Here is a 22,427-nt window from a genome sequence, read left to right as displayed (position 1 = left end):
TATGAAAGGAATAGTTTTAGCAGGAGGTTCTGGTACAAGATTACACCCACTTACATTGGCAGTAAGTAAACAATTAATGCCAGTGTATGATAAACCGATGATTTACTATCCTCTTTCCACTTTAATTTCTGCCGGAATAAGAGAGATTTTAATTATTTCTACACCGCAAGATTTACCCTTGTTTAAAAAGCTATTAGGAAATGGAAATCAAATTGGTTGTAGTTTTCAGTATGAAGTGCAAGCAGAACCAAATGGTTTGGCAGAAGCCTTTATTATAGGTGAAAAATTTATAGGCAAAGATAAAGTTGCCTTAATTTTAGGAGACAATATCTTTTATGGTTCAGGGTTGTCTAATTTGTTAAAAGCAAATAATAATCCAGATGGAGGTATTGTGTATGCATACCATGTAAATGATCCTGAAAGATATGGTGTGGTAGAATTTGATGACAATCAGAAAGCAATTTCAATAGAAGAAAAGCCAGAAAAGCCTAAATCTAATTATGCGGTTCCTGGTATTTATTTTTATGATAATGACGTTGTAGAAATTGCTAAAAATATAAAGCCAAGTAAAAGGGGCGAGTTAGAAATAACAGAAGTTAACAACGTGTATTTAAAAAAAGGAAAACTCTCTGTAGAAATTTTAGATAGAGGTACTGCTTGGTTAGATACAGGTACTTTTGACTCTTTAATGCAAGCAGGTCAGTTTGTACAAGTAATTGAAGAAAGACAAGGCTTAAAAGTTGGTTCTATAGAAGAAGCTGCATATCGTGCAGGTTTTATTACCCGAAAAGAAATGATAGAAATAACTGAGCCTTTATTAAAAAGTGGTTATGGAAATAATTTATTAAAAATATAATGATTGTAAAAGAAACAAGTTTAGAAGGGTGTTATGTAATAGAGCCTCTTTTTTTTAAAGATAATAGAGGATGTTTTTTATTAGAATATAATAAAAAAGAATTCCAAGAAAAAACCGGGTTTACAGGAGATTTTGTTCTAGGAAATCAATCTACATCTCAATATGGAGTTGTAAGGGGGTTGCATTTACAAAGAGGAGAATTTGCACAAGCAAAATTAGTACGAGTTGTAAAAGGTAAAATTTTAGATGTTGCCGTTGATGCTAGAAAAGGTTCTGAAACTCTTGGAAAGGTATTTTCAGTAGAATTATCGGAAGAAAATAATAAGCAATTACTTGTTCCAAGAGGTTTTTTACATGGCTTTTCTGTTTTAGAAGATGATACAATTGTGTCTTATAAATGTGATAATTATTATCAACCAGAAGCAGAAGATGGTGTTTTATTTAATGATAAAGATTTAGATATTGATTGGGGTATACCTTTAGGTGAAATTACATTGTCTGAGAAGGATACTAAGTTAAAAACGTTTAAAGAGTTTATAAAAGTAACAAAATAGAAAGGTTTATAATTGTAATATAAGAAGCTAACTATAAATAATTTCTAAAACTAAAATCTATGATTCCTAAAATTATACATTCAATTTGGGTTGGTGGTAAAGAAAAACCTAAATTGGTAAAACAATGTGAGAAGTCTTGGGAAAAATATTGTGGGAATTATGAATTTATCGAATGGAATGAGGATAACTTTGATTTTAATAAAGCACCTTTATTTGTAAATGAAGCTTATCAAAAAAAAAAGTGGGCTTTTGTTTCGGATTATATAAGACTTTGGGTGCTTTATAACTATGGAGGAGTTTACCTTGATTCTGATATGGAGCTACTAAAAAATATTGATGACTTCTTGGTTAATAAAAGTTTTACTGGGTTTGAGGATGATGTTTCTGTACAAAGCAGTATAATAGGTAGTGTGAAAAATAACGATTTAATAAAAGAGTTATTAAGTTATTATGATGATAAATCGTTTATTTTAGAAGACGGATTAAATACAATTACGAATGTAGAAATAATATCAAGTATTTTAAATAAAAAAGGACTTATAAAAAATAACAAAGAACAATTAATTCTTGATAATTTAAGAATTTATCCAAGTGATTTTTTCTGTCCCAAAAGCTTTACAAATGGTAAAATTGTAATCAGTAGAAATACTTTTGGAATTCATCACTTTAATATGTCTTGGATTAGTCCTGCAAAAAAAATATCCATTAAACTAGGACAGTTTTATAGAAGAATTCTTAATAAAAATGTTTAAAAATATTTTCAAAATATTATCATCGCATATTATTGTTAAGTCTTTGGGACTTGCCAATATAGCTGTTGTATTAATTTTTTTATCGATTAAAGACTTTGGTGAGTATAGTTATTCTCTCCTTCTATTGCATTTAGGAGCAATAATTATAGATCCTTTTTTATCTTCTTATTTAGTTGATTTTAAAACATATAGTTACAAGAAATTTAATTTTGGAATTTTATTTTTATCCATTTTATTAGCGCCTCTTTTTTTTTATATAATTTCACATTTAAATCCTAAGTTAAATTTATATCTGTTTTTTTTATTTATAACAACATTTATAATTGGTACATCTTTAAAATCATATTTAAATGTTAAAGAAAGGTATTATAATTATGGTATTGTTGATGTAGTTAGGCAAGTAAGTATTTTTGGTACAACCATTCTTTTCTTTTATGTTTTAGACTCTAATAATTATTTAGAGTTACTAGAAATCAACTACTTAGTTTCGTTTTTAGCCATGGTGTTTTTAGGTGTTCTTTTTGTAAAGAAAAGAGAGGTAGAGTTTAGTATTACTTTTGATAAATTAAAAACTTTATTATTTAGGTCTAAGTTTTTAATTTTTTACACTGCTTTAATTCCTTTTATTTCTTTTATTGATTCTTATTTTGTAGATGCATATTTGTCTGAAAAAAGCTTAGGTATTTACTCTTTTTCTTTAAAAGTTTATAATATTTCATTAATGTTAGTTGTGCCAATTTTTACGGTTTTAAACATCAAACAAATAGAAATTGCCAAAAATGATGATTATATACTATTTGTTAAAAAAAGTTTTAAAAAGGTCTTGTTATTTTCTTTTGCTCTTTTTTTAATTGCAATTCTTTTTAATTTTATCATTACACATTATATTTACAAAGAATATATTATTTCTTTTTGGAATACTAACATTTTAATGTTGGGTGCCTTTATTACGTATGTAACATTGCCATTTTCTTTTTTAATTGCTTACAGAAAGTATAAGTATTTATTTTCTTTAGGTGTATTAGCTATTTTATTTAATATTATTGTCAATTATTTTTTTATTGAGAAATACGGAATGCGTATAGCTGCTTTTTCAACCTTTTTATCTCAATTAATCATTAACCTAGGATCGGCTATTCTTTCATATATTTTGTTAAATAAAAAGAATGAGAATTAGTTTAAAAGAAGTATATACATTTTTATTTTTTCTAGGGATTTTCTTTATTCCCTTTAATTCGTATGTGGGTATTTCTTTTTTAGGAGAATACAGAAAGGATGGTGCAATTGTTTTATTTCTACTAGCATCGATGTTCTTTTTTTTAGATTCTTTTTTTAAAAAGAATCTAAAAATACCAGTAAAAAACCTTTTTTTTCAGTTTTTAATCCTCTTTGTAGGCTGGTTATTTATTTCTACGTTATTAAATTTCACTTCAATTTATGAGAATTACTTAAAACAAACATCTGGGTTTAATCGGTTTTTTAGACAATTTTTAGCGCTCTCAATAGCTTTAATCTTATTTGTTACTGCCTATAACATTTTTAGTAACTATAAATTGAAAACAATATTTCTTCGATTAAGAAAAATACTTTTGTATTCCTTTGTTTTTATTTCGTTTTATTCCTTTATAGAAATTTTAATTTTAGTTTTTAATCTATCTTTTTTAAAAAGTTTTTTTCAACTATTTGATTATTTCCCTTTTACAGAAACAAGTTTAGATTTTAATTTTAAAAGAATTTCTTCTGTTGCTTATGAACCTCCTTTTTTAGCAATTTATTTGATTACAGTAGGTGGGTGGATGTTTAGTTATATTTTAACTTCAAAAGGAGTAAAAAAATACATACCAACTATAGTTGTTTTTATATTAACTTTTTTTTCAGGATCTAGAACAGCGTTAATTGTTGTGATATTTCAATTTATATTTTTTATAGGGGTTGTATTTTCAATTAATATTAAATTTCAGAAAGTTATACAGAGGTTTTTGCTTTTATTTAGTGCATTAATTATTTTGTTGTTTGTTTTTAATGGCAAAAAAGTAGCAGAGGCAGTTGAAACTAAATTAAGTACACTTAATTTTAAAAAAAACCTAACAAAAAGTATTTCTAATAGATCTAGGTTTGGTATTCAATACACATCATTATTAGTATTTGAAGAGAACCCCATTGTTGGTGTTGGTTTTGGCCAACAAGCTTATCATTTAAAAGATAAATATCCTAAATGGGCTACTCATAATAATTATGAGTTTAAGGAATATTATTTAAATGATAAAGATACATCCTTTCCTCCAGGCTTCAATCTTTATACTAGATTGTTAGCCGAAACAGGAATCATAGGAGTTTTAATTTTTGTGTCATTTATTTTTTTAATTATGCGACAATGTAAAAAGCTAATTAAAAGCAGAAATGACATAGAAAAAATAGTACCTATTGTATTACTTATTTCATTTATTGGGTTTTCAATAAATTGGTTGCAATTTGATAGTTTTAGAATTTATGGATTTTGGATTTGTTTAGCGTTATTAATATTGCAAATTCAACAGAAAAAAATAGAAAATGAATAGAGTTATTTTGTTAATTCCCCATTTTAACAACCCAATTGGGCTTTATAAATCTTTAAAGTCAATAAACAAAGAGGAATTCTTAGATGTCATTATTGTAGATGATGGGAGTGCCATTAAATTTGATGAAAACACGGTTAGATCTTCTTATTTAGCTAATGGAGAAGTTTATTTTGAATACCTTCCAGAGAATAAAGGGATCGAAATTGCTTTAAATAAAGGCTTAGAGTTTATTTTGAAGAAAGAATACGAGTTCACAGCGAGATTAGATTGTGGAGATGTTTGTATAGAAGAAAGGTTTAAAATACAAGAATCATTTTTAGATTTTAATAAAGAGATTGTGTTAGTTGGCAGTAACGTAGAATTTGTAGATTTAAAGGGAAATTTGGTCTATACTTTAAAAGTGCCAGAAAAAGATAAACTTATTAGAAAAAAGATGTTTATTAACGCCATGCATATTCATCCAACCATTATGTTTAGAAATAGTATTTTAGATACTATTGGTTTATATCCTGTTAACTATAAGGCAGCAGAAGATTATGCGTTTTTTTTTAATGTAACAAATAACTTTAAAGTTGCTAATATTAATAAGGTTTTAGTAAAATGTGAGATAAATCCAAAAGGAATTTCTACACTTTTAAGAAAGAAACAAGCAAAAAATAGAGTAGTCTTGATACTAAATAACTTTTATTTAGGTTTATATCCTATATATGGTTTGTTAAGAAGCTGTCTGCTCTACATTTTACCATTATCTCTTTTAATTAAATTAAAAAGTATTATTAAGAATTGATAGTAAAAAAAATAGATAATTTATTTGATATTGTTTTTTCAGTATTATTATTATCATTGCCAATATCAGTGGCAATCCCAAACATATTATTAGGAGTTCTTTTTTTAATTTTCTTATTCAAAAAAGACAAAGTTATATTGTCTAATACATATAGTAAGTTAGTAGTTATATATGTTTTATATATTATTTTTAAGGCAACCTTCTTTAATACCTTCCTAGAAAATTTTAATATATATAAGCAGTTGCTTGTTATTCTTGCTTTAAGTTTTTTATTTTTTAATGTTAAAAATGTAACTTTAGTTATAAAAGGATACATTTTAGGTGTTTCTTTTGCGATTATACTTTCTTTTTTTAAAATTTTAAAATTTTATCTTTCTTTTAAAGCCTTGCCTTTTGGTAACACTGCAGAAGTGCAAGATTTAATTTTAATTCATAGACCTTATTTTGGTTTTATGTGTTTAATTGCAATTGTTTTAATAGACATATTGTTTCTTAAACTTAAATTAAAAGCAGAAAAAATAACTTATTTAGTGCTAGCTTTTTTAATTGCTGTTTTTCTTTATGTTATTGTTGCTAGATTGGCATTATTCTTATTGGTCATTTATTTGGTCATAAGAAGTATAACTTATCTTAAGTTTTCAAGGACTAAGTCAGTTTTAGGATTCATTACCATTGTAGTTCTAATCACGATTTTTTTTTCAAAGAATAAAAATTTGAAAGATAGATTACATATAGAAAATTCTTATAGCCAGACAATTAAAGTATTAAAAAACCAAGAGCCAAGGTTTGTTATTTGGGATTGTGTTTTTAACCAAATTAATGATTCGAAATTTAATTTTTATTTTGGTCATAATAATCGAAATACTATTCAGGATAATTTAAATAAGTGTTATAAGGATAATATAGATAATATTTCTAAAAGAGATTATTATCTAAAAACTGCGTTTAATACTCATAATCAATTTTTAGATATTTTCTTAGAAGGAGGTATTGTTGGTTTAACATTAATGTTATCAATTTTATTTTTTTCTTTGTATACATTTAAAGATAGTTTTAATTCGATATTTGTTATATGTTCCTTTGTACTTTTTTTAATGGTAGAGAATTTATTTCATAGGCAATTGGGTGTATATTTATTTGGTGTTTTTATACCTTTATTTCATAAAATTACGAAAGAAAAAAAATGAAAATAGAAAAAAAAATATTAGTGATGGATTGGTTAGATGCCTATGCAGGGTCAGAACAGGTTGTAAAATATTTACATCAAAAATACAATTTTGATAAAGTTTATGTTTTAATAAATATAATGCCAAAAGAAAATTTAAAAAAAATATTTGGTAATAAAGTGATTCCTATAGAAACGACTTTTTTAAAAATATTTGGGAGTAAGTTTAGAGCAGCATTACCTCTTTTTCCTTTTTTCTTAAAACAATTAAAAGTTAAAGAAGAAAATGCACTTATTATAAGTGTTACACATTCTGTTGTAAAAGGAATAAGTTATAAAAAAAGTAGCAAACATATTTCTTATTTAGTAGCAAGAAATTTAAAATATGTTTGGGAAGAAAAAGAATTGTATTTTAAAGGCATAAAAAAAATAGGTTCTTTTATTATACCTTCAATGAGAAGGTTTGATATAAGAATGTCTAAAAAACCTACAGTAATAATATCTGTTTCCGATTTTGTATCTAATTGGGCAATAGATAAGTATAAAAGAAAAGTATATACTATTAATCCACCAGTAAATGTGGATGATTTTGAGTATTGTGAAGAAAAAGAAGATTTTTATGTATCTGTAGGTAGATTAGAGCCTTACAAAAGATATGATTTATTAATAGATGCATTTAATAAGAATGGAAAAAAATTAGTTATTATTGGAGACGGTTCCTTAATGAAAGAATTTAAAGATAAAGCAAATAAAAATATTGAGTTTAAAGGATATTTATTCCCAGAAGAATCTAAGCAATTATTAAAAAAAGCAAAAGCTTTTGTTTTTTGTGGTAAAGAAGATTTTGGAATAGCGCTTTTAGAACCACAGGTTTGTGGTACACCAGTAATTGCTTATGGATCTGGGGGGGCTTTAGATACAGTATTAGAAAATAAAACGGGAATATTCTTTAGAGAACAAACTGTAGCATCATTAACCGATGCGATTAATAAATTTGAAAGTATTAAGTTTAACTGCAAATCTATAAGAGAACATTCGTTAGGTTTTTCAATAGACAATTTTAAAAATAAATTTCATAAAAAAGTAATTGAAACCTTAGAATTAGATTAGATGAAAAAACGCTTTTCCTATTTAATAAGACCACTTCAAACATTTGTAGACCTACTTATTATCAACGTTATTGTTTATTTAATATATGATAAAGCATTTTTAAATGTTTACTTTCTATCATACATATCTGTTTTTTGGCTTGTTACAACTTATTTATTTGGGTTCTATAATGTATATAGGTATACAGGTTTACTAAGAGTTTCTACACTTTTAGGAAAACAATTTCTCCTTTTTATTCTAGGTTATTTTGCTTATTTCGGTTTCTTTAGAGAAGGAGAGGTTGTTAATAATCAGTTTTTAATTTTAATTTCTATAATTTTAAGTGTTTCTTTAGTAAAATTTTTGTGGCTTCTATTGTTAAAGAAATACAGGTCTCTTGGGAATAACTTTAGAACGACGATTGTAGTTGGTTTTGATGATTCTTCAAAAAATATTATTAAACTTTTTAAAAGTAAATCTAACTTAGGATATAGATATTTAGGCTTTTTCTCGGATAAAAAGTATAAGAATAGTGAATGTTTAGGAGATTTAGAAAGTGTGTTTAAATATGTAACAGATAATTTTGTAGATCAAATTTACTGCTCTTTGTCATCATTAAATGAAGATCAAATAAAAAAAATAAACAAGTTTGCAATTGATAAGGACATTGTTTTAAAACTGATACCAAACTCAAGTGAATTGTATAGTAAAAATCAGAGTGTAGAATATTATGACGATGCATTAATGGTTTTAAATGTAAATAAACTGCCCTTTGAGTTTGCGGAAAACTTTTACATTAAAAGAGTATTTGATGTCTTCTTTTCTTTATTCGTAATCATTTTTCTGTTATCATGGTTATTACCTATTTTATGGTTTTTAATCAAATTAGAATCTAAAGGACCTTTAATTTTTAAACAAGGAAGGGAAGGTATAAACGGAGAAGAATTTATATGTTACAAATTTAGATCTATGCAAATAAATGATTTATCAGATAAAATACATGCTACAAAAAATGATGCCAGAGTAACAACGATTGGAGCGTTTTTACGCAAAACAAGTATGGATGAATTACCTCAGTTTTTTAATGTATTAATTGGTGACATGAGTGTAGTTGGACCCAGACCACATTTAGAAAGTTTGTCTTTAGAGTATCAAAAAGATGTAGATGATTATTTAAAAAGACATATTGTAAAACCAGGAATTACTGGTTTAGCCCAAGTAAGTGGGTATAGAGGAGAAATAAAAAGAAGAACAGATATTAAAAATAGAGTAAGGTTAGATATTTTTTATATAGAAAATTGGTCATTTTTTTTAGATATCAAAATTATTTTACAGACCATTCTTAATGTTTTTAAAGGAGAAGAAAAGGCGTATTAGATGACAGGAAATGTTACACTTACAGCTACAATTGTTCTTTACAATGAAAATCTATCATCATTAAAAAAAACGATTGACTCTTTTTTAAAAATAAATTTAGATAAGAAACTTTTTTTAATTGATAATTCGCCTTCAAATACGTTACAGAAACACTTTGTTTCTTCTGAAATTGAATATATTTTTGTTGGAAAAAATATAGGTTTCGGTCGTGCTCATAATTTAGTTTTAGATAAAGTCAACTCTCAATTTCATCTGGTTTTAAATCCTGATGTAGAGTTTGATTCTCTAATTATTCCTATTCTAATTAGTAAATTAGAAGAAGAAAAAGATGTTTCTTTTATAACACCAAAAGTTATTTATCCAAATAAAGAAAAACAATACGTTTGTAGAAAACATCCAACTTTTTTTGATTTGATAAATAGAAAACTAAAGATCTCTAAAAATCAAATTTTAAAAAACGAGTATAGAAATAAAGATTTATCAAAACCATTTTATCCAGAATTTATTCATGGTTGTTTTATGCTTTTTAAAGCAGCCGATTTTAAAAATCTAAAAGGGTTCGATGAACGTTATTTCTTATATATGGAAGATGCTGATATTTGTAGAAAAATAGATGATTCAGGAAAAAAGAAACTATATTATCCAAACATAGAAATTACTCATCAACATCAAAAAGGTTCATCAAAAAATATTAAATTATTTTTTTATCACCTAGCATCCGCAATTAAATATTTTTTAAAATGGAGTTTTAGTTAAAATTAAACAATTATTAAAATTCATATTTCTAAAATGTCTTTCCCACGAAAGTGGAAATCCAAAGAATTTAAAATATATTTGCATTAACAACAACACAACAAACAATGAATGTACTTATTTTAGGTTCTGGAGGTAGAGAACACGCTTTTGCTATAAAATTATTAGAAAGTAAAAAAATTAATAAACTTTTTGTAGCTCCAGGAAATGCAGGAACAGATAAAATAGCAACCAACATTAATATTAGTGTTACTGATTTTGAAGCGGTTAAAAAGGTTACATTAGAAAACAACATTAAAATGGTTGTTGTTGGTCCAGAAGTACCTTTGGTAGCTGGTGTGCACGATTTCTTTTTGGCAGACGAAGAGTTAAAAAATATTCCAGTAATCGGGCCTAAAAAAGACGGTGCTTTATTAGAAGGATCTAAAGATTTTTCTAAACAATTCATGCAAAAACATGGTGTTCCTACAGCACGTTACGAGTCTTTTACTAAAGATAATTTACAAGAAGGTTTTGCTTTTCTAGAAACTTTAGAGCCGCCTTATGTTTTAAAAGCAGATGGTTTAGCTGCAGGAAAAGGAGTGTTAATTTTAAACTCTTTAGAAGAAGCAAAAACCGAATTAGAAGAAATGGTTTCTAATGGGAAATTTGGAGATGCATCTACAACCGTAGTTATCGAAGAGTTTTTAAAAGGAATAGAATTATCTGTCTTTGTGTTAACAGACGGAAAAAGTTATAAAATTTTACCTTCAGCTAAAGATTATAAAAGAATTGGCGAAGGAGATGCTGGTTTAAATACTGGTGGAATGGGCGCAATTTCTCCCGTACCGTTTGCAGATAAAGCATTTTTAGATAAAGTAGAAGAATTGGTTGTAAAACCTACCATTGCAGGTTTACAGAAAGACGGAATCGATTATAGAGGTTTTATCTTTATTGGATTGATGAATGATAACGGAAACCCTTCTGTGGTTGAGTATAACGTTAGAATGGGAGATCCGGAAACGGAAGTTGTTTTGCCTAGAATTGAGTCAGATTTATTTGAATTGTTCGAAGGAGTGGCAAATCAGAACTTAAGCGAAAAATCGTTTTCTGTAACCGATAAAACGGCAACTACAGTTATGTTGGTTTCTGGAGGATATCCAGAAGCTTATGAAAAAAACAAAGAAATTACAGGTTACGATACTGTAGAAGATTCTTTCGTTTTTCATGCAGGAACTACCATTAAAGATGGCAAAGTTGTTACAAGTGGAGGTAGAGTTATCGCGGTAACCTCATTTGGTGACACCATTGAAGAGGCTTTAGAAAAGAGTTATAAAAGTATCGATAAGATTCATTTCGATAAAATGAATTACAGAAAAGACATTGGTTTCGATTTGGTGTAGATCTATTTTTATTTGGGCGTTTTAACAGGCTTTCCATTGTATCTTTTTTTCAGAAAAAGAAAAAAAGGATGCCATTTCAATCCTTAACGCACTTGTTTAAAATCAACTGTTTTATCCGAGTTTTTTAGTGATTATTAAAAAATGAAAGCTACCCAAAATAAAATAATTGTAGCTCCTTTAAATTGGGGCTTAGGTCATGCAACACGTTGTGTGCCAATTATAAATGCGTTGTTAGAAAACAATTTTACACCAATAATTGCATCAGACAGAAATGCTTTAACCTTTTTAAGAAAAGAATTTCCTAGTTTAGAATATATAGAAATCCCAGCTTATAACATTTCTTACCATAGAAATTTAAAGTTGGGATTACTTTTGCAAATACCTCAGGTTTTAAAAGCAGTTAGAGAAGAGCATAAAATTATCAATGATTTTATACTTAAAAACACAGACGTTGTTGGTGTAATATCAGATAACAGATTTGGAGTAAGAAGTTCATTAGTTCCTTCTGTTTATATTACCCATCAAATAAATGTTTTATCTGGCATCACTACTTTTTTTACTTCCTATTTTCATCAAAAAATAATCAAAAAGTTTAATGAGTGTTGGATTCCTGATAATAACGGTTCTCAGTTTTCAGGAAAATTATCATCAACCAAAAATAATATCAATTTAAAATTTATTGGAGTATTAAGTCGTTTTAAAAAGCAAGCATCAGCTCAAAATATTGATATTTTAATCATTTTTTCTGGTCCAGAACCCAATAGAACCCTTTTAGAAAATAAATTGATATCAGCCTTTAAAAATGACTCTAGAAATATTGTTTTTGTTTTGGGTAAAGTAGAAGCAACTCAAAAAAAATGGACTTTAAAAAATAGTACGTTTTACAATTATTTATTATCAGAAGAACTTCAAAAATTAATCAATTCGAGTAAAATTGTTATTTGCAGATCTGGTTATTCCTCTATAATGGATTTAGCTGTTTTAGATAAAAAAGTGTTTTTTATTCCTACAGAACATCAACCAGAACAAGAGTATTTAGCTTCGTTTTTAGAAAGTAAAAAGTTAGCTCCTTTTTCAAATATGAAAGATTTTGTAAAAGAAGATATTTCTAAAATAGAAAATTATAAAGGTTTAAAAACTACTGAAACAATCTTAGATTCAGGTTTATTTAGGCTTTTCGAGCGTAAAAGAAAACTCTGATCCTTCACCATAAGTACTTTTTAATAAAATGGTTTCGTTGTGTGCTTCTATAATGTGTTTTACAATAGACAAACCTAAACCAGAACCGCCTTGTTCTCTAGATCTACTTTGGTCTACTCGGTAGAACCTTTCAAAAAGTCTAGAAAGATGTTGTGGTTTAATTCCTTCTCCATTATCTATTGTTTTAACAATAAACTTAGCTTCATTATAACTTTCTATAGCAACTATAGTAGTTCCGTTTGGTTTACCGTATTTAATAGAGTTTACAATTAAGTTGATTAAAACTTGTTCAATTTTTTCTGCATCTCCTTTTACAAATACAGGAAATTCATGAATTCTGTCAAATTTTAAGGTAATGTTTCTTTTTTTTGCTCTCATTTCAAACATATCAAAAACATTTTGAACCAATTCTAAAATGTTAAAGACATCCTTATTTAATTTCATACCGTCATTCTCTAATTTAGCAATCATATCTAAATCTTTAATAACGGCAACCAACCTTTCTACTCCTTTATTAGCTCTCTCAAGATATTTTGTTCTAATTTCTTTGTCGTTTACGGCTCCTTCAATTAAGGTTAAAATATAGCCTTGTACTGTAAATAAAGGTGTTTTAAGTTCGTGAGCAACGTTTCCTAAAAAATCTCTTCTAAAAGAATCTCTCTCAGTTAAGCTTTTTATCTCTAGTCTTTTACCTTCTACGAATCTTTGCATTCTTTTAGAAAGTTTATCAATATCTGTAGTTACAGAATCTCTTCGTAAATCGTTTACGTCTAAGATAGAAACATCTTCGTATATTTTTTTAAGGCGTCTGTATATAAAGTGCTCTGTTCTATACTGAATGATAAAAAAGGAAATTACATAAAGAACTGCAATAGAAAAAAGGACAGAACCAATACCAATATGCTTAGAAAAAAAACAATAGGATAATGCTGCGATTACAACTGTAAGCAGTGTTAAATATAAGGCAGACCAAAGTGCGTAAGAATATGTTTTTTTAATTTTCATGAGGGCAATTTTAATGCTCTGCGCCTTCTAAAACAAACTTATAGCCAACTCCTTTTACGGTTTTAAAGTGGTCATCACCAATTTTTTCACGTAGTTTTCTAATGTGTACGTCAATAGTTCTACCGCCTACAACAACTTCGTTTCCCCAAACAGTATCTAAAATAACTTCTCTTTTAAAAACTTTACCGGGTTTAGAGGTTAACAAAGAAAATAATTCGAATTCTTTTCTAGGAAGAGATATTCTTTTACCAGCTTTATAAACTACATATTCATCTCTATCAATGACAATATCACCTATTTTAAAAGTTTCTTCGCTATCTTTTTTGGTTTTTAGTCTTCGTAATAGAGATTTTACTTTACTTATTAAAACTTTAGGTTTAATAGGTTTTGTAATATAATCATCTGCACCGGCCTCAAAACCAGCTAATTGAGAGTAGTCTTCGCCTCTTGCTGTTAAAAATGCAATAACAACGTTTTCTAATGATTTTACTTTTCTAATTTTTTCGCAAGCTTCTATTCCGTCCATTTCTGGCATCATAATATCTAATAAAATTAGATGTGGAATATTCTTTTTAGCAGCTTTAACAGCTTCTATTCCATTTGTTGCAGTAAATATCTGATAGCCTTCATTTTTTAAATTATAGCCAACAATTTCTATAATATCTGGCTCATCATCAACCAATAAAATTTTAATCTCACTTTTGTTCATAAATAGATTTAAACTATGCAACACCAAAAATAGTAATAATAATAATATTAAGGCCGCTCCTTAACAATCATTTAATCTCAATGCAATCTATTAACGTTAATATAACGTTGATTTTATTATTAATAAAAATTCAGTATTTCGTCTTTTTTATTGAATTAACGATAATTTAATTAAGTTTATGATTGTTTTATCTTAATTATCCATATTTTTATGGGTATAAATCTAAAATAATTAACACATGAAAAAAAATTACATTTTTACTTTATTACTTACACTTTGTTTAACCGGAGTTTCTTTTGGACAAGAAATGTTATTAAACGGAGGTTTTGAAAATTGGGATGATGATACTTCGCCAACAAGTTGGACAAAAGCAGAAAGTATAACCAAAGAAGCTACAGAAATACATGGAGGTTCTTTTTCTGCCAAACATGTTGGTGGAACTAAAGATTTAGGACAAACAATTACAGGGATTACAGCAGGAGCTGTTTATACAATTACACTTTGGTATAAAGTATCTGTTGAAACAGATGGAACGGATATTCGTATTTGGTCTTATTGGAAAGATGCTGAGAACGAAAGTGTTTTAGATGACTTAACAAATGATATTATAAGAGGAGGAGATGCTTCGAATGGTTACTTAACTAATAACGTTGGTACTTGGACTAAATATGAAGCTACTGTAACTGCTCCAGTAGGTGCTGTGGATTTTTATTTTGAACTAAGAACATATAAAGGTGCTACGGTTTATTGGGATGACTTATCATTTGTAAAAAACGCTACTGCTTCTTTATCTAAAAATTCAATAGAAGGTTTTGCAACGTATCCAAACCCTATTACAAATAAAAATTTCACAATTTCTAGTAATAGCTCAGATACTAAAGAGGTATCTCTTTTTAGCGTAATTGGTAAAAGAGTATTTTCAACTTCTTTTTCTGGTTTAAAGAAAAATTTAGATGTTTCTGCAATTAATTCTGGAGTCTACATTTTAAAAGTTACAGAAGCTGGTAAAACTGCCACAAAAAAATTAGTGATTAGATAACTTCTAAACGCGTTTTTATTTTATTAAGCTTCGAATTTATTTCGGAGCTTTTTTATTTTCACTATCTTTAGTAATGAAAAAGAAAAACGTATTGCTATGAATTTACCTATCAACTTAAATGATGTCCTTTTTTTGGATATTGAAACGGTTCCTGAATATGAAAATTGGGGACAACTAGCTGAAGAAACACAAGAACTTTACAATAAGAAAACCCAATATCAACGTAAGGAAGAAGTTTCTGCAGAAATATTTTACGAAAGAGCTGGTATTTGGGCAGAATTTGGTAAAATTGTTTGTATTTCTGTTGGTTACTTTGTAGATGTTGAAAAGAAAAAACAATTGCGCTTAACGTCTTTTTATGGTGATGATGAACATCAACTTTTAACGGAGTTTAAAGCATTGTTAAATCTACATTTTAATAAGAAAAACAATGTTTTATGTGCGCATAATGGTAAGGAATTTGATTTCCCTTTTATCGCTAGAAGAATGATAGTACATCAAATTGAATTGCCAAGTAAATTAAACTTGTTCGGGAAAAAACCGTGGGAAGTTCCGCATTTAGATACTTTAGAATTATGGAAGTTTGGAGACTATAAACATTATACATCACTAAAACTATTAACGTCTATTTTAGGAATCCCATCGCCAAAAGATGATATTGATGGGAGTGAAGTGGCAAAAGTGTATTACCAAGAAAAAGATATACAAAGAATTGTAAAGTATTGTGAAAAAGACACCGTTGCAGTTGCCCAAATTTTATTGCGCTTTAATAACCAAGAATTATTAAGGGCAGAAGATATTGTAAGTGTTTAGTTATTTTACATATACAGATCCACAGTGAAACTCTGAGGTCCAAAAATGAAATCCCCATAGAAAATTTGTTTATTTTCTATGGGGATTTTTAAGTTTTTATTGGTGAAACTCTAATAAAATAACTTTTCAAAACTATTTTTTTTAAAAACTCAGCGAACTTCTGTACAACAACTTTTAGTCTTCTAATTTCATAGAAAGCTCTAACCAGCGCTCTTCTTTTTGTTCTAAATTTGTGATTGTTTCTTGTAGTTCTTCAGATTTTTTAGCAATATCGTCAGCAGCAATTTCAACATTTAAGAACTCTTTTTCTATAGTTGCTTTTCTTCTTTGAAGTCTTTCAATATCTCCTTCCAAAGCACCAAACTCTCTCTTTTCATCAAAAGTTAAGGTGTTTTTATTTGATTTTTTTTCAGTCTTTTTCTCTTCTTTTGCTTCTATAGGTTTTGCAGTAGCTTCTGTTAATGCAGAACCATCATCATATGCTCTAAAATCTGAGTAATTTCCTGGGAAATTTTCAACAACACCTTCGCCTCTAAAAACAAATAATGCATCTACAATTTTATCCATAAAATAACGGTCGTGAGAAACCACTAAGAGGTTTCCAGGAAAGTCTAATAAGAAACTTTCTAATACATTTAATGTTACAACATCTAAATCGTTTGTAGGCTCATCTAAAATTAAGAAATTCGGATTCTGAATTAAAACAGCACATAAGTACAAACGTTTTTGCTCTCCTCCAGATAGTTTTTCAACAAAATCATATTGTTTCTTTTTATCAAACAAAAAACGTTCTAATAATTGTGATGCAGAAATTTTTCTTCCTTTAGATAAAGGGATAAATTCACCGAATTCTTTAACAACCTCAATTACTTTTTGTCCTTCTTTTATTTCAATTCCTGCTTGCGTATAATAACCATATTTTACAGTTTCACCCAAAATAACTTTACCTGAATCCACGGGAGCAGTTTCTGTAATAATATTTAAAAAAGAAGATTTTCCTGTTCCGTTTTTACCAATAATTCCTACACGTTCTCCACGTTTAAAAATATATTCGAAATTGTCTAGAATCTTTTTTTCTCCAAAAGACTTAGAAACTTTATGAAGTTCAAGAATTTTACTTCCTAAACGTTCCATGTTAATTTCTAATTGAACTTGATGATCTTTTCTACGCTGATGTGCTTTTTCTTTAATTTGATAAAAGTCATCCGTTCTAGATTTAGATTTTGTAGTTCTTGCTTTTGGTTGCTTTCGCATCCATTCTAATTCTTTTTTAAATAAACTTTTAGCTTTTCCTAAATTGGTAGCTTCTAGAGCTAAACGTTCTTCTTTATTTTGTAAATAGTAAGAGTAATTCCCTTTGTATTTATATATTTTACCTTCATCTAACTCTAAGATTTCGTTACAAACACGCTCTAAGAAATAACGGTCGTGCGTAACCATAAATAAGGTAATTTTTTCTTTGGCAAAGAAAGCTTCTAGCCATTCAATCATTTCTAAATCTAAATGATTTGTAGGCTCATCTAGAATTAATAAATCGGGTTTATTAATTAAAACAATAGCTAAAGATAGTCGTTTTCTTTGTCCTCCAGAAAGTGCACCTACTTTTAAAGTTAAATCGTCTAATTTTAATTTCGATAAAATTTGTCTGTATTGCGTTTCAAAATCCCAAGCATTGTAATGTTCCATTTGCTCAAAAGCAGCTTGATACGCATCGGTATCATCTAAGTTTAATAACGCTTTTTCATATTGATTAACAATAGAAAGAATTTTATTATCCGTTGCAAAAATAGTTTCTTCAATGGTTAGCTTTGGATCGATATCGTCTTTTTGAGCTAAATAAGCAATGGTAATTCCTTTTCTGCTAACTACTTGTCCAGAATCTGGAACATCTAAACCAGCAATAATATTTAGGATGGATGTTTTACCACTTCCATTTTTAGCAACAAAAGCCACTTTTTGGTCTTTACTAATTCCAAAAGAGATGTCTTCAAATAAAACGCGTTCTCCGTAAGACTTAGAGATATTTTCAACAGATAAATAATTCACAGAAATAAATTTATTTTTTGCAAAGAAACAAAAACCCAAGCGTTAAGTAGGTTTTTTGATGTCATTTAATTTGTTTGAGCGAATTCTAAGCTATATTTATGTTAAATGTTCTGGTTTTTATGTTAATTAAAGAGATTTAGGTAATTATATTTCATCAAAATCTAATTTTAGAATATTTTAATTAGTGCTATATTGCGTCCATATTTATTGATAAAAAAAAGATATGAAAATAATAGTGCCAATGGCCGGAATTGGGTCTCGTTTAAGACCTCATACATTAACAGTTCCTAAGCCTTTAACCGTAATTGCAGGAAAACCAATTGTACAACGTTTAGTAGAAGATATTGCTTCTGTTATTGATGAAAAAATTGATGAAATTGCCTTTGTTATCGGTACAACTGCAAAAGGATTTCCTACAGACACAGAAGCTCAATTATTAAAAATTGCTGCAGAATTAGGTGCAAAAGGATCTGTGTATGTGCAAGAAGAAGCTTTAGGAACTGCACATGCAATTTATATGGCAAAAGAATCTTTAACTGGACCTTGTGTTGTTGCCTATGCAGATACTTTATTTAAAGCAGATTTTACTTTAGATGTAAATGCTGATGGTGCAATTTGGGTAAGTAAAGTAGCAAACCCAAGTGCTTTTGGTGTTGTAAAATTACAAGATGGTATTATTACAGATTTTATAGAAAAGCCAAAAGATTTTGTTTCAGATTTAGCAATTATTGGAATTTATTATTTTAAAAGTGGTGATAAATTATTAGAAGAAATTCAATATTTAATCGACAACGATTTAAAAGAAAATGGAGAGTATCAACTTACAAATGTTTTAGAATCTTTAAAGCAACAAGGGGCAAAATTTATTCCTGGAACGGTAGATGCTTGGATGGATTGTGGTAAAAAAGATCCAACAGTAGATACCAATAAACAAGTTTTAGGTTTTGAACATGAAGCTGGTAATAATTTAGTTGCTAAAGATGTCGTTTTAGAAAACTCAGAAATTATTCAACCATGTTTTATTGGTGAGAATGTGGTGCTTAAAAATGCAAAAATAGGACCTTATGTTTCTATTGGAGCAAATAGTATAGTGGAGAATTCTACGATTGTAAACTCGCTAATTCAATCTAATGTAGCGATTTCTAATGCCGATTTAGACAACGCAATGATTGGTAACCATGCAAAATACAATGGTAAATATACTTCTGTAAGTATTGGTGATTATACAGAATTGACATAAATGATATTTATAGGAAAGAACAAAGAGTTTAGAGAAAAGAATATTGTAGGTTTTTATACCTATGCTCTTTTTTCTTTCTTCTTTGTTCTCTTTTCCTTCAACTCTTTCTCACAAGACAGTATACCAATTGCTAAGGATTTAACAGAAGAAAAAGAGTTAGACTTTCAGCAATTTTTTTTTAAGGCTTTGTCCGAAAAATCAATTGGTAATTATCAAAAAGCGATTGAAAATTTAGAAAATAGTAACCAGATTTTAACAGGTAATATGGCTGTTTATTTTGAGTTTTCTAAAAATTATTTACTGCTTAATAAAACATTATTAGCAAAAGAGTACATAAAAAGAGCGCTTAATAATGAGCCCAATAATATTTGGATGTTACAGCATCTTGTTAAAATCCATATAAAAGATAAAAATTTTTCTGATGCAATTGAAGTTCAGGAAAAATTGGTAACTCTTAATTTAAGCGAGCAAGAGTTATTGGTAAAGTTGTATTTAAATAATAAAGAAGAAGACAAAGCGATTTCTTTAATGAATACAATGGAGCAGAATAACGGACTTTCTACCTCTTTTAAAAGGTTGAAAGAAGGCTTAGCTAAAAGGAGAAATAATTCGGTGGTTGAAAAAAAAATAACTGATGGAGGCTCTCTTGAAGAGCAATTTAAAGCGAATAAATCATATGCTGTTTTACAGCAAATTTTAGTAGCGGCTAAAGAGAATCCTGAAGTGCTTTTAAAATATTCTGATGAAGGCATTTTGCTGTTTCCTGCGCAGCCTTTTGTATATTTAATGAAAGGAAAGGCTTTAAATTATCAGAAAAAGTTTAAAAATGCGTTAATAAGTTTACAGAATGGTATCGATTTTGTAATTGAGGATACTATGGAAGCAGATTTTTATAAAGAAATGGCAGTTTCTTATAATGGTTTAGGTAATTTTAAAGAGGAAAAAAACTTTATAGAGAAATCAAAAAAAATAAAAAATTAAGAATGAGATTTTTAAAATATTTTATAGTATTTACAATTGTATTTACTTCCTGTAAAGCAAAAAAAAGTATGATTGATGCAAATGTTATTGCTGAAGAGATGTCTGCTAAAAAAGTTGCTAGAAAACATGTTGCTGCTAATTTTGATAAAAAAACAGTAGATGCAAAACTGAAGGCAAATTTTAATAACGGTAAGATTAATCAAAGTATTTCCGTTAATTTAAAAATGGAAAAAGATAAGGTGATTTGGCTGAAAGGAACTAAGTTTATTACCCTTTTTAAAGCAAAGATTACACCAACTTCTGTAAGTTACTATTCGTCTTTAGAAAGAGAATATTTTGAAGGAGATTTTACAATGCTAAAAAAGTTGTTAGGTACAGATATTAATTTTAATCAACTTCAGAATTTGTTTTTAGGGCAGTCTTTAACCAATGTTAAAGATCAAAAGCAAAATGTAAGTATAGTAGATAACTCGTATGTTTTATCACCAGAAATTAAGGCAAGCTTATTCGATATCTTCTTTTCAGTAAATCCTTCGCATTTTAAATTAGACAAACAATCTATTGTTAATTCAGTAAAAAATCAACGTTTAGATGTCTTTTACCCATCTTATAACGTGGTTGATGATGCAATTTTTCCATCAGAAATTAATATTAAAGCCAAGCAACCTGGTAAATTTACAGATATAGATTTTACAGTAAGATCTGTAGAATTTAATACAGATATAGATACTTCTTTTTCAATCCCTAGAAGTTATAAGCAAATAAAATTATAGTGAAAAGTAGAAATTTTTACATACCCGTTTTAATTTTTTTTCTAAGTGTTTTTTCTGTTTTTGGACAAACAAGAAAACAGCTAGAAGAACAGCGAAAGAAACTTAATTATGAAATTAAGCAAGTAAACTCGTTGCTTTTTAAAGAAAAGAAAAAAGTAGATAATGCGTTAGAAGACCTAAACGATTTAAATAGAAAAATAAGTGTTAGGGCTAAATTGATTGCTATAATTAACGCAGAAGCAAGAATATTATCAAAAGAGATTCGTGCTAATGAAACTGAGTTAAAAAAATTAAAAAAGAAGTTAGCAGATTTAAAAGCAGACTATGCAGATATTATTTTAAAATCGTACAAAAGTAAATTTCAACAAAGTAGAATGATGTTTTTACTTTCTTCACAAAACTTTCACCAAGCTTATAAAAGGTTTGAGTATATGAAACAATATACTGCTTATAGAAAAAAGCAAGGAGAAGAAATTGTTATTCATGCAAATGAAGTACAATCTGTAAATGACTCTTTATTGGTTCAAAAATCCTTAAAAGATAAGTTAATTGCATCTGAAAATGAACAAAAAAAGGAAATTGAAGAAGATAAAAGGAATCAAGAGAAGTTATTAGCTGCTATTAAGAAGAAAGAAAGTAGTTATAAAAAAGAGCTTCAAAGTAAGGTTAAAGAAGAGAAAAGAGTTACTGTACAAATTGATAGAAAAATCCGTGAAGAAATTGAGCGAGCAAATAGAATTGCAAGAGCGAAACTAAAGGATAAACCTAGTAATAGTAAACCAACTGTTGTTAAGAAAAATGAGTTTATTTTAAGTCCGGAAGCAAAGGCTTTAGCAGCAAAATTTGAATTAAATAAAGGTAAATTACCTTGGCCTGTAAGCGAAGGTATTGTGGTTAGAAGGTTTGGTACACAGCCGCATCCCTCATTTCCTGGAATTACCGTTAATGGTACCGGTTTACATATTGTAACTAAACAAGGTATAAAAGCGCAATCTATTTTTAATGGTAGAGTTTTAAATATTTTGGTGAGTGCAGAAGGAAGAAAAAATGTTTTAATACAACATGGTAATTATATTTCATCATACAACAACTTAGAAAAAGTAACTGTTAAAAAAGGAGATGTTATAATAACAGGACAAGCAATTGGTCAGGTTTTTACGGATAAGGTTTCTAAAAAAACAAAATTAGTTTTTGTATTGTTTAAAAATACAACACGTTTAAATCCTTCTTCTTGGATTCTAAGAAGATAATTACTTAAGATAGTATTTGCGTTAAAATAGAATTTGATACCACATATAAGAACGCTGGTATATAATTAAGTTTGTACAAGAATTTACAAATTTTTTAT

The 22,427-nt window shown here is 27.9% G+C and carries 21 protein-coding genes; 18 read left to right on the top strand and 3 right to left on the bottom strand.

All coding sequences use genetic code 11. From position 1 onward, the window contains the following. Nucleotide 1: 1 nt before the first annotated feature. From rfbA to H0I27_RS16540, 12 genes are all read left to right on the top strand, one after another. Entirely contained in the window at nt 2-856 is an 855-nt protein-coding gene (rfbA, locus tag H0I27_RS16595; protein ID WP_218731748.1) for a glucose-1-phosphate thymidylyltransferase RfbA, read from the top strand. Continuing rightward, entirely contained in the window at nt 856-1,410 is a 555-nt protein-coding gene (rfbC, locus tag H0I27_RS16590) for a dTDP-4-dehydrorhamnose 3,5-epimerase (protein WP_218731747.1), read from the top strand. The genes rfbA and rfbC overlap by 1 nt, the downstream gene beginning before the upstream one ends. 59 nt (nt 1,411-1,469) lie before the next feature. Next, a complete protein-coding gene (locus H0I27_RS16585; RefSeq protein WP_218731746.1) occupies nt 1,470-2,162 on the top strand; it encodes a glycosyltransferase family 32 protein in 693 nt (230 codons plus the stop codon). Continuing rightward, the gene (locus H0I27_RS16580) at nt 2,155-3,339 is read left to right on the top strand and encodes a hypothetical protein (protein WP_218731745.1); all 1,185 of its coding nucleotides are present in this window, start codon (nt 2,155-2,157) and stop codon (nt 3,337-3,339) included. Before H0I27_RS16585 ends, H0I27_RS16580 begins: the two co-directional genes overlap by 8 nt. Next, nucleotides 3,329-4,720, top strand: coding sequence for an O-antigen ligase (locus tag H0I27_RS16575; RefSeq protein ID WP_218731744.1), 1,392 nt, complete (start codon nt 3,329-3,331; stop codon nt 4,718-4,720). The genes H0I27_RS16580 and H0I27_RS16575 overlap by 11 nt, the downstream gene beginning before the upstream one ends. Further along, nucleotides 4,713-5,507 (top strand): glycosyltransferase, encoded by a 795-nt coding sequence (locus tag H0I27_RS16570; RefSeq protein ID WP_218731743.1) that lies wholly within the window; start codon nt 4,713-4,715, stop codon nt 5,505-5,507. Before H0I27_RS16575 ends, H0I27_RS16570 begins: the two co-directional genes overlap by 8 nt. Continuing rightward, a complete protein-coding gene (locus H0I27_RS16565; protein WP_218731742.1) occupies nt 5,504-6,694 on the top strand; it encodes an O-antigen ligase in 1,191 nt (396 codons plus the stop codon). Before H0I27_RS16570 ends, H0I27_RS16565 begins: the two co-directional genes overlap by 4 nt. Next, nucleotides 6,691-7,782, top strand: a complete 1,092-nt coding sequence (locus H0I27_RS16560) for a glycosyltransferase (protein ID WP_218731741.1) — start codon at nt 6,691-6,693, stop codon at nt 7,780-7,782. The genes H0I27_RS16565 and H0I27_RS16560 overlap by 4 nt, the downstream gene beginning before the upstream one ends. Continuing rightward, nucleotides 7,783-9,138, top strand: coding sequence for an exopolysaccharide biosynthesis polyprenyl glycosylphosphotransferase (locus H0I27_RS16555; protein ID WP_218731740.1), 1,356 nt, complete (start codon nt 7,783-7,785; stop codon nt 9,136-9,138). It begins immediately after the preceding gene. Continuing rightward, nucleotides 9,139-9,894, top strand: coding sequence for a glycosyltransferase (locus H0I27_RS16550; RefSeq protein WP_218731739.1), 756 nt, complete (start codon nt 9,139-9,141; stop codon nt 9,892-9,894). It begins immediately after the preceding gene. Nucleotides 9,895-9,998: 104 nt separating this feature from the next. Continuing rightward, nucleotides 9,999-11,273: a phosphoribosylamine--glycine ligase gene (gene purD, locus H0I27_RS16545; RefSeq protein WP_218731738.1), complete on the top strand. Its 1,275-nt coding sequence runs from the start codon at nt 9,999-10,001 to the stop codon at nt 11,271-11,273. A gap of 141 nt (nt 11,274-11,414) precedes the next feature. After that, complete coding sequence (locus H0I27_RS16540) at nt 11,415-12,473, top strand: glycosyltransferase (protein WP_218731737.1); 1,059 nt, start codon at nt 11,415-11,417, stop codon at nt 12,471-12,473. Here H0I27_RS16540 and H0I27_RS16535 read toward each other — a convergent pair. Together H0I27_RS16535 and H0I27_RS16530 are read right to left on the bottom strand one after the other, a co-directional pair. Beyond that, entirely contained in the window at nt 12,438-13,478 is a 1,041-nt protein-coding gene (locus H0I27_RS16535) for a cell wall metabolism sensor histidine kinase WalK (protein WP_218731736.1), read from the bottom strand. The genes H0I27_RS16540 and H0I27_RS16535 overlap by 36 nt on opposite strands. A gap of 10 nt (nt 13,479-13,488) precedes the next feature. After that, nucleotides 13,489-14,187, bottom strand: coding sequence for a response regulator transcription factor (locus tag H0I27_RS16530; RefSeq protein WP_218731735.1), 699 nt, complete (start codon nt 14,185-14,187; stop codon nt 13,489-13,491). Nucleotides 14,188-14,425: 238 nt separating this feature from the next. Between H0I27_RS16530 and H0I27_RS16525 the strand changes: the two genes are divergently transcribed. Together H0I27_RS16525 and H0I27_RS16520 are read left to right on the top strand one after the other, a co-directional pair. Next, nucleotides 14,426-15,226 (top strand): T9SS type A sorting domain-containing protein, encoded by an 801-nt coding sequence (locus H0I27_RS16525; RefSeq protein WP_218731734.1) that lies wholly within the window; start codon nt 14,426-14,428, stop codon nt 15,224-15,226. A 96-nt stretch (nt 15,227-15,322) separates the two neighbouring features. Then, on the top strand, nt 15,323-16,039 hold the full coding sequence (locus tag H0I27_RS16520; RefSeq protein ID WP_218731733.1) for a 3'-5' exonuclease: 717 nt from the start codon (nt 15,323-15,325) through the stop codon (nt 16,037-16,039). A 174-nt stretch (nt 16,040-16,213) separates the two neighbouring features. Here the strand turns inward: H0I27_RS16520 and H0I27_RS16515 are convergent, their stop codons facing one another. Further along, nucleotides 16,214-18,085: an ABC-F family ATP-binding cassette domain-containing protein gene (locus H0I27_RS16515; protein ID WP_218731732.1), complete on the bottom strand. Its 1,872-nt coding sequence runs from the start codon at nt 18,083-18,085 to the stop codon at nt 16,214-16,216. Nucleotides 18,086-18,308: 223 nt separating this feature from the next. Between H0I27_RS16515 and H0I27_RS16510 the strand changes: the two genes are divergently transcribed. From H0I27_RS16510 to H0I27_RS16495, 4 genes are read left to right on the top strand one after another with little or no spacing between them, the layout of a single operon-like run. After that, complete coding sequence (locus tag H0I27_RS16510; protein WP_218731731.1) at nt 18,309-19,325, top strand: sugar phosphate nucleotidyltransferase; 1,017 nt, start codon at nt 18,309-18,311, stop codon at nt 19,323-19,325. Further along, the gene (locus H0I27_RS16505; RefSeq protein ID WP_218731730.1) at nt 19,326-20,306 is read left to right on the top strand and encodes a lipopolysaccharide assembly protein LapB; all 981 of its coding nucleotides are present in this window, start codon (nt 19,326-19,328) and stop codon (nt 20,304-20,306) included. A gap of 2 nt (nt 20,307-20,308) precedes the next feature. Continuing rightward, nucleotides 20,309-21,079 carry a DUF4292 domain-containing protein gene (locus tag H0I27_RS16500; protein WP_218731729.1) on the top strand — a complete coding sequence of 257 codons (771 nt, stop codon included), beginning with the start codon at nt 20,309-20,311 and terminating at the stop codon, nt 21,077-21,079. Next, a complete protein-coding gene (locus H0I27_RS16495; RefSeq protein WP_218731728.1) occupies nt 21,079-22,329 on the top strand; it encodes a murein hydrolase activator EnvC in 1,251 nt (416 codons plus the stop codon). Before H0I27_RS16500 ends, H0I27_RS16495 begins: the two co-directional genes overlap by 1 nt. Nucleotides 22,330-22,427 lie beyond the last annotated feature (98 nt).

Origin of the sequence: Polaribacter sp. HaHaR_3_91, assembly GCF_019278525.1 — a bacterium.
In the GTDB taxonomy this organism is placed as follows: domain Bacteria; phylum Bacteroidota; class Bacteroidia; order Flavobacteriales; family Flavobacteriaceae; genus Polaribacter.
Note: the sequence above shows the minus strand (reverse complement) of the source record. Positions and strands in the feature narration are given on the sequence as shown.

Bases quoted from the DNA above. Each gene is read 5' to 3' on its own strand.
- H0I27_RS16570 (WP_218731743.1), top strand. From the start codon at position 4,713: ATGAATAGAGTTATTTTGTTAATTCCCCATTTTAACAACCCAATTGGG.
- H0I27_RS16555 (WP_218731740.1), top strand. From the start codon at position 7,783: ATGAAAAAACGCTTTTCCTATTTAATAAGACCACTTCAAACATTTGTA.
- rfbC (WP_218731747.1), top strand. From the start codon at position 856: ATGATTGTAAAAGAAACAAGTTTAGAAGGGTGTTATGTAATAGAGCCT.
- purD (WP_218731738.1), top strand. From the start codon at position 9,999: ATGAATGTACTTATTTTAGGTTCTGGAGGTAGAGAACACGCTTTTGCT.
- H0I27_RS16540 (WP_218731737.1), top strand. From the start codon at position 11,415: ATGAAAGCTACCCAAAATAAAATAATTGTAGCTCCTTTAAATTGGGGC.
- H0I27_RS16520 (WP_218731733.1), top strand. From the start codon at position 15,323: ATGAATTTACCTATCAACTTAAATGATGTCCTTTTTTTGGATATTGAA.
- H0I27_RS16550 (WP_218731739.1), top strand. From the start codon at position 9,139: ATGACAGGAAATGTTACACTTACAGCTACAATTGTTCTTTACAATGAA.
- H0I27_RS16500 (WP_218731729.1), top strand. From the start codon at position 20,309: ATGAGATTTTTAAAATATTTTATAGTATTTACAATTGTATTTACTTCC.
- H0I27_RS16585 (WP_218731746.1), top strand. From the start codon at position 1,470: ATGATTCCTAAAATTATACATTCAATTTGGGTTGGTGGTAAAGAAAAA.
- H0I27_RS16560 (WP_218731741.1), top strand. From the start codon at position 6,691: ATGAAAATAGAAAAAAAAATATTAGTGATGGATTGGTTAGATGCCTAT.
- H0I27_RS16575 (WP_218731744.1), top strand. From the start codon at position 3,329: ATGAGAATTAGTTTAAAAGAAGTATATACATTTTTATTTTTTCTAGGG.
- H0I27_RS16505 (WP_218731730.1), top strand. From the start codon at position 19,326: ATGATATTTATAGGAAAGAACAAAGAGTTTAGAGAAAAGAATATTGTA.
- H0I27_RS16580 (WP_218731745.1), top strand. From the start codon at position 2,155: ATGTTTAAAAATATTTTCAAAATATTATCATCGCATATTATTGTTAAG.
- H0I27_RS16510 (WP_218731731.1), top strand. From the start codon at position 18,309: ATGAAAATAATAGTGCCAATGGCCGGAATTGGGTCTCGTTTAAGACCT.
- H0I27_RS16535 (WP_218731736.1), bottom strand. From the start codon at position 13,478: ATGAAAATTAAAAAAACATATTCTTACGCACTTTGGTCTGCCTTATAT.
- H0I27_RS16530 (WP_218731735.1), bottom strand. From the start codon at position 14,187: ATGAACAAAAGTGAGATTAAAATTTTATTGGTTGATGATGAGCCAGAT.
- H0I27_RS16525 (WP_218731734.1), top strand. From the start codon at position 14,426: ATGAAAAAAAATTACATTTTTACTTTATTACTTACACTTTGTTTAACC.
- rfbA (WP_218731748.1), top strand. From the start codon at position 2: ATGAAAGGAATAGTTTTAGCAGGAGGTTCTGGTACAAGATTACACCCA.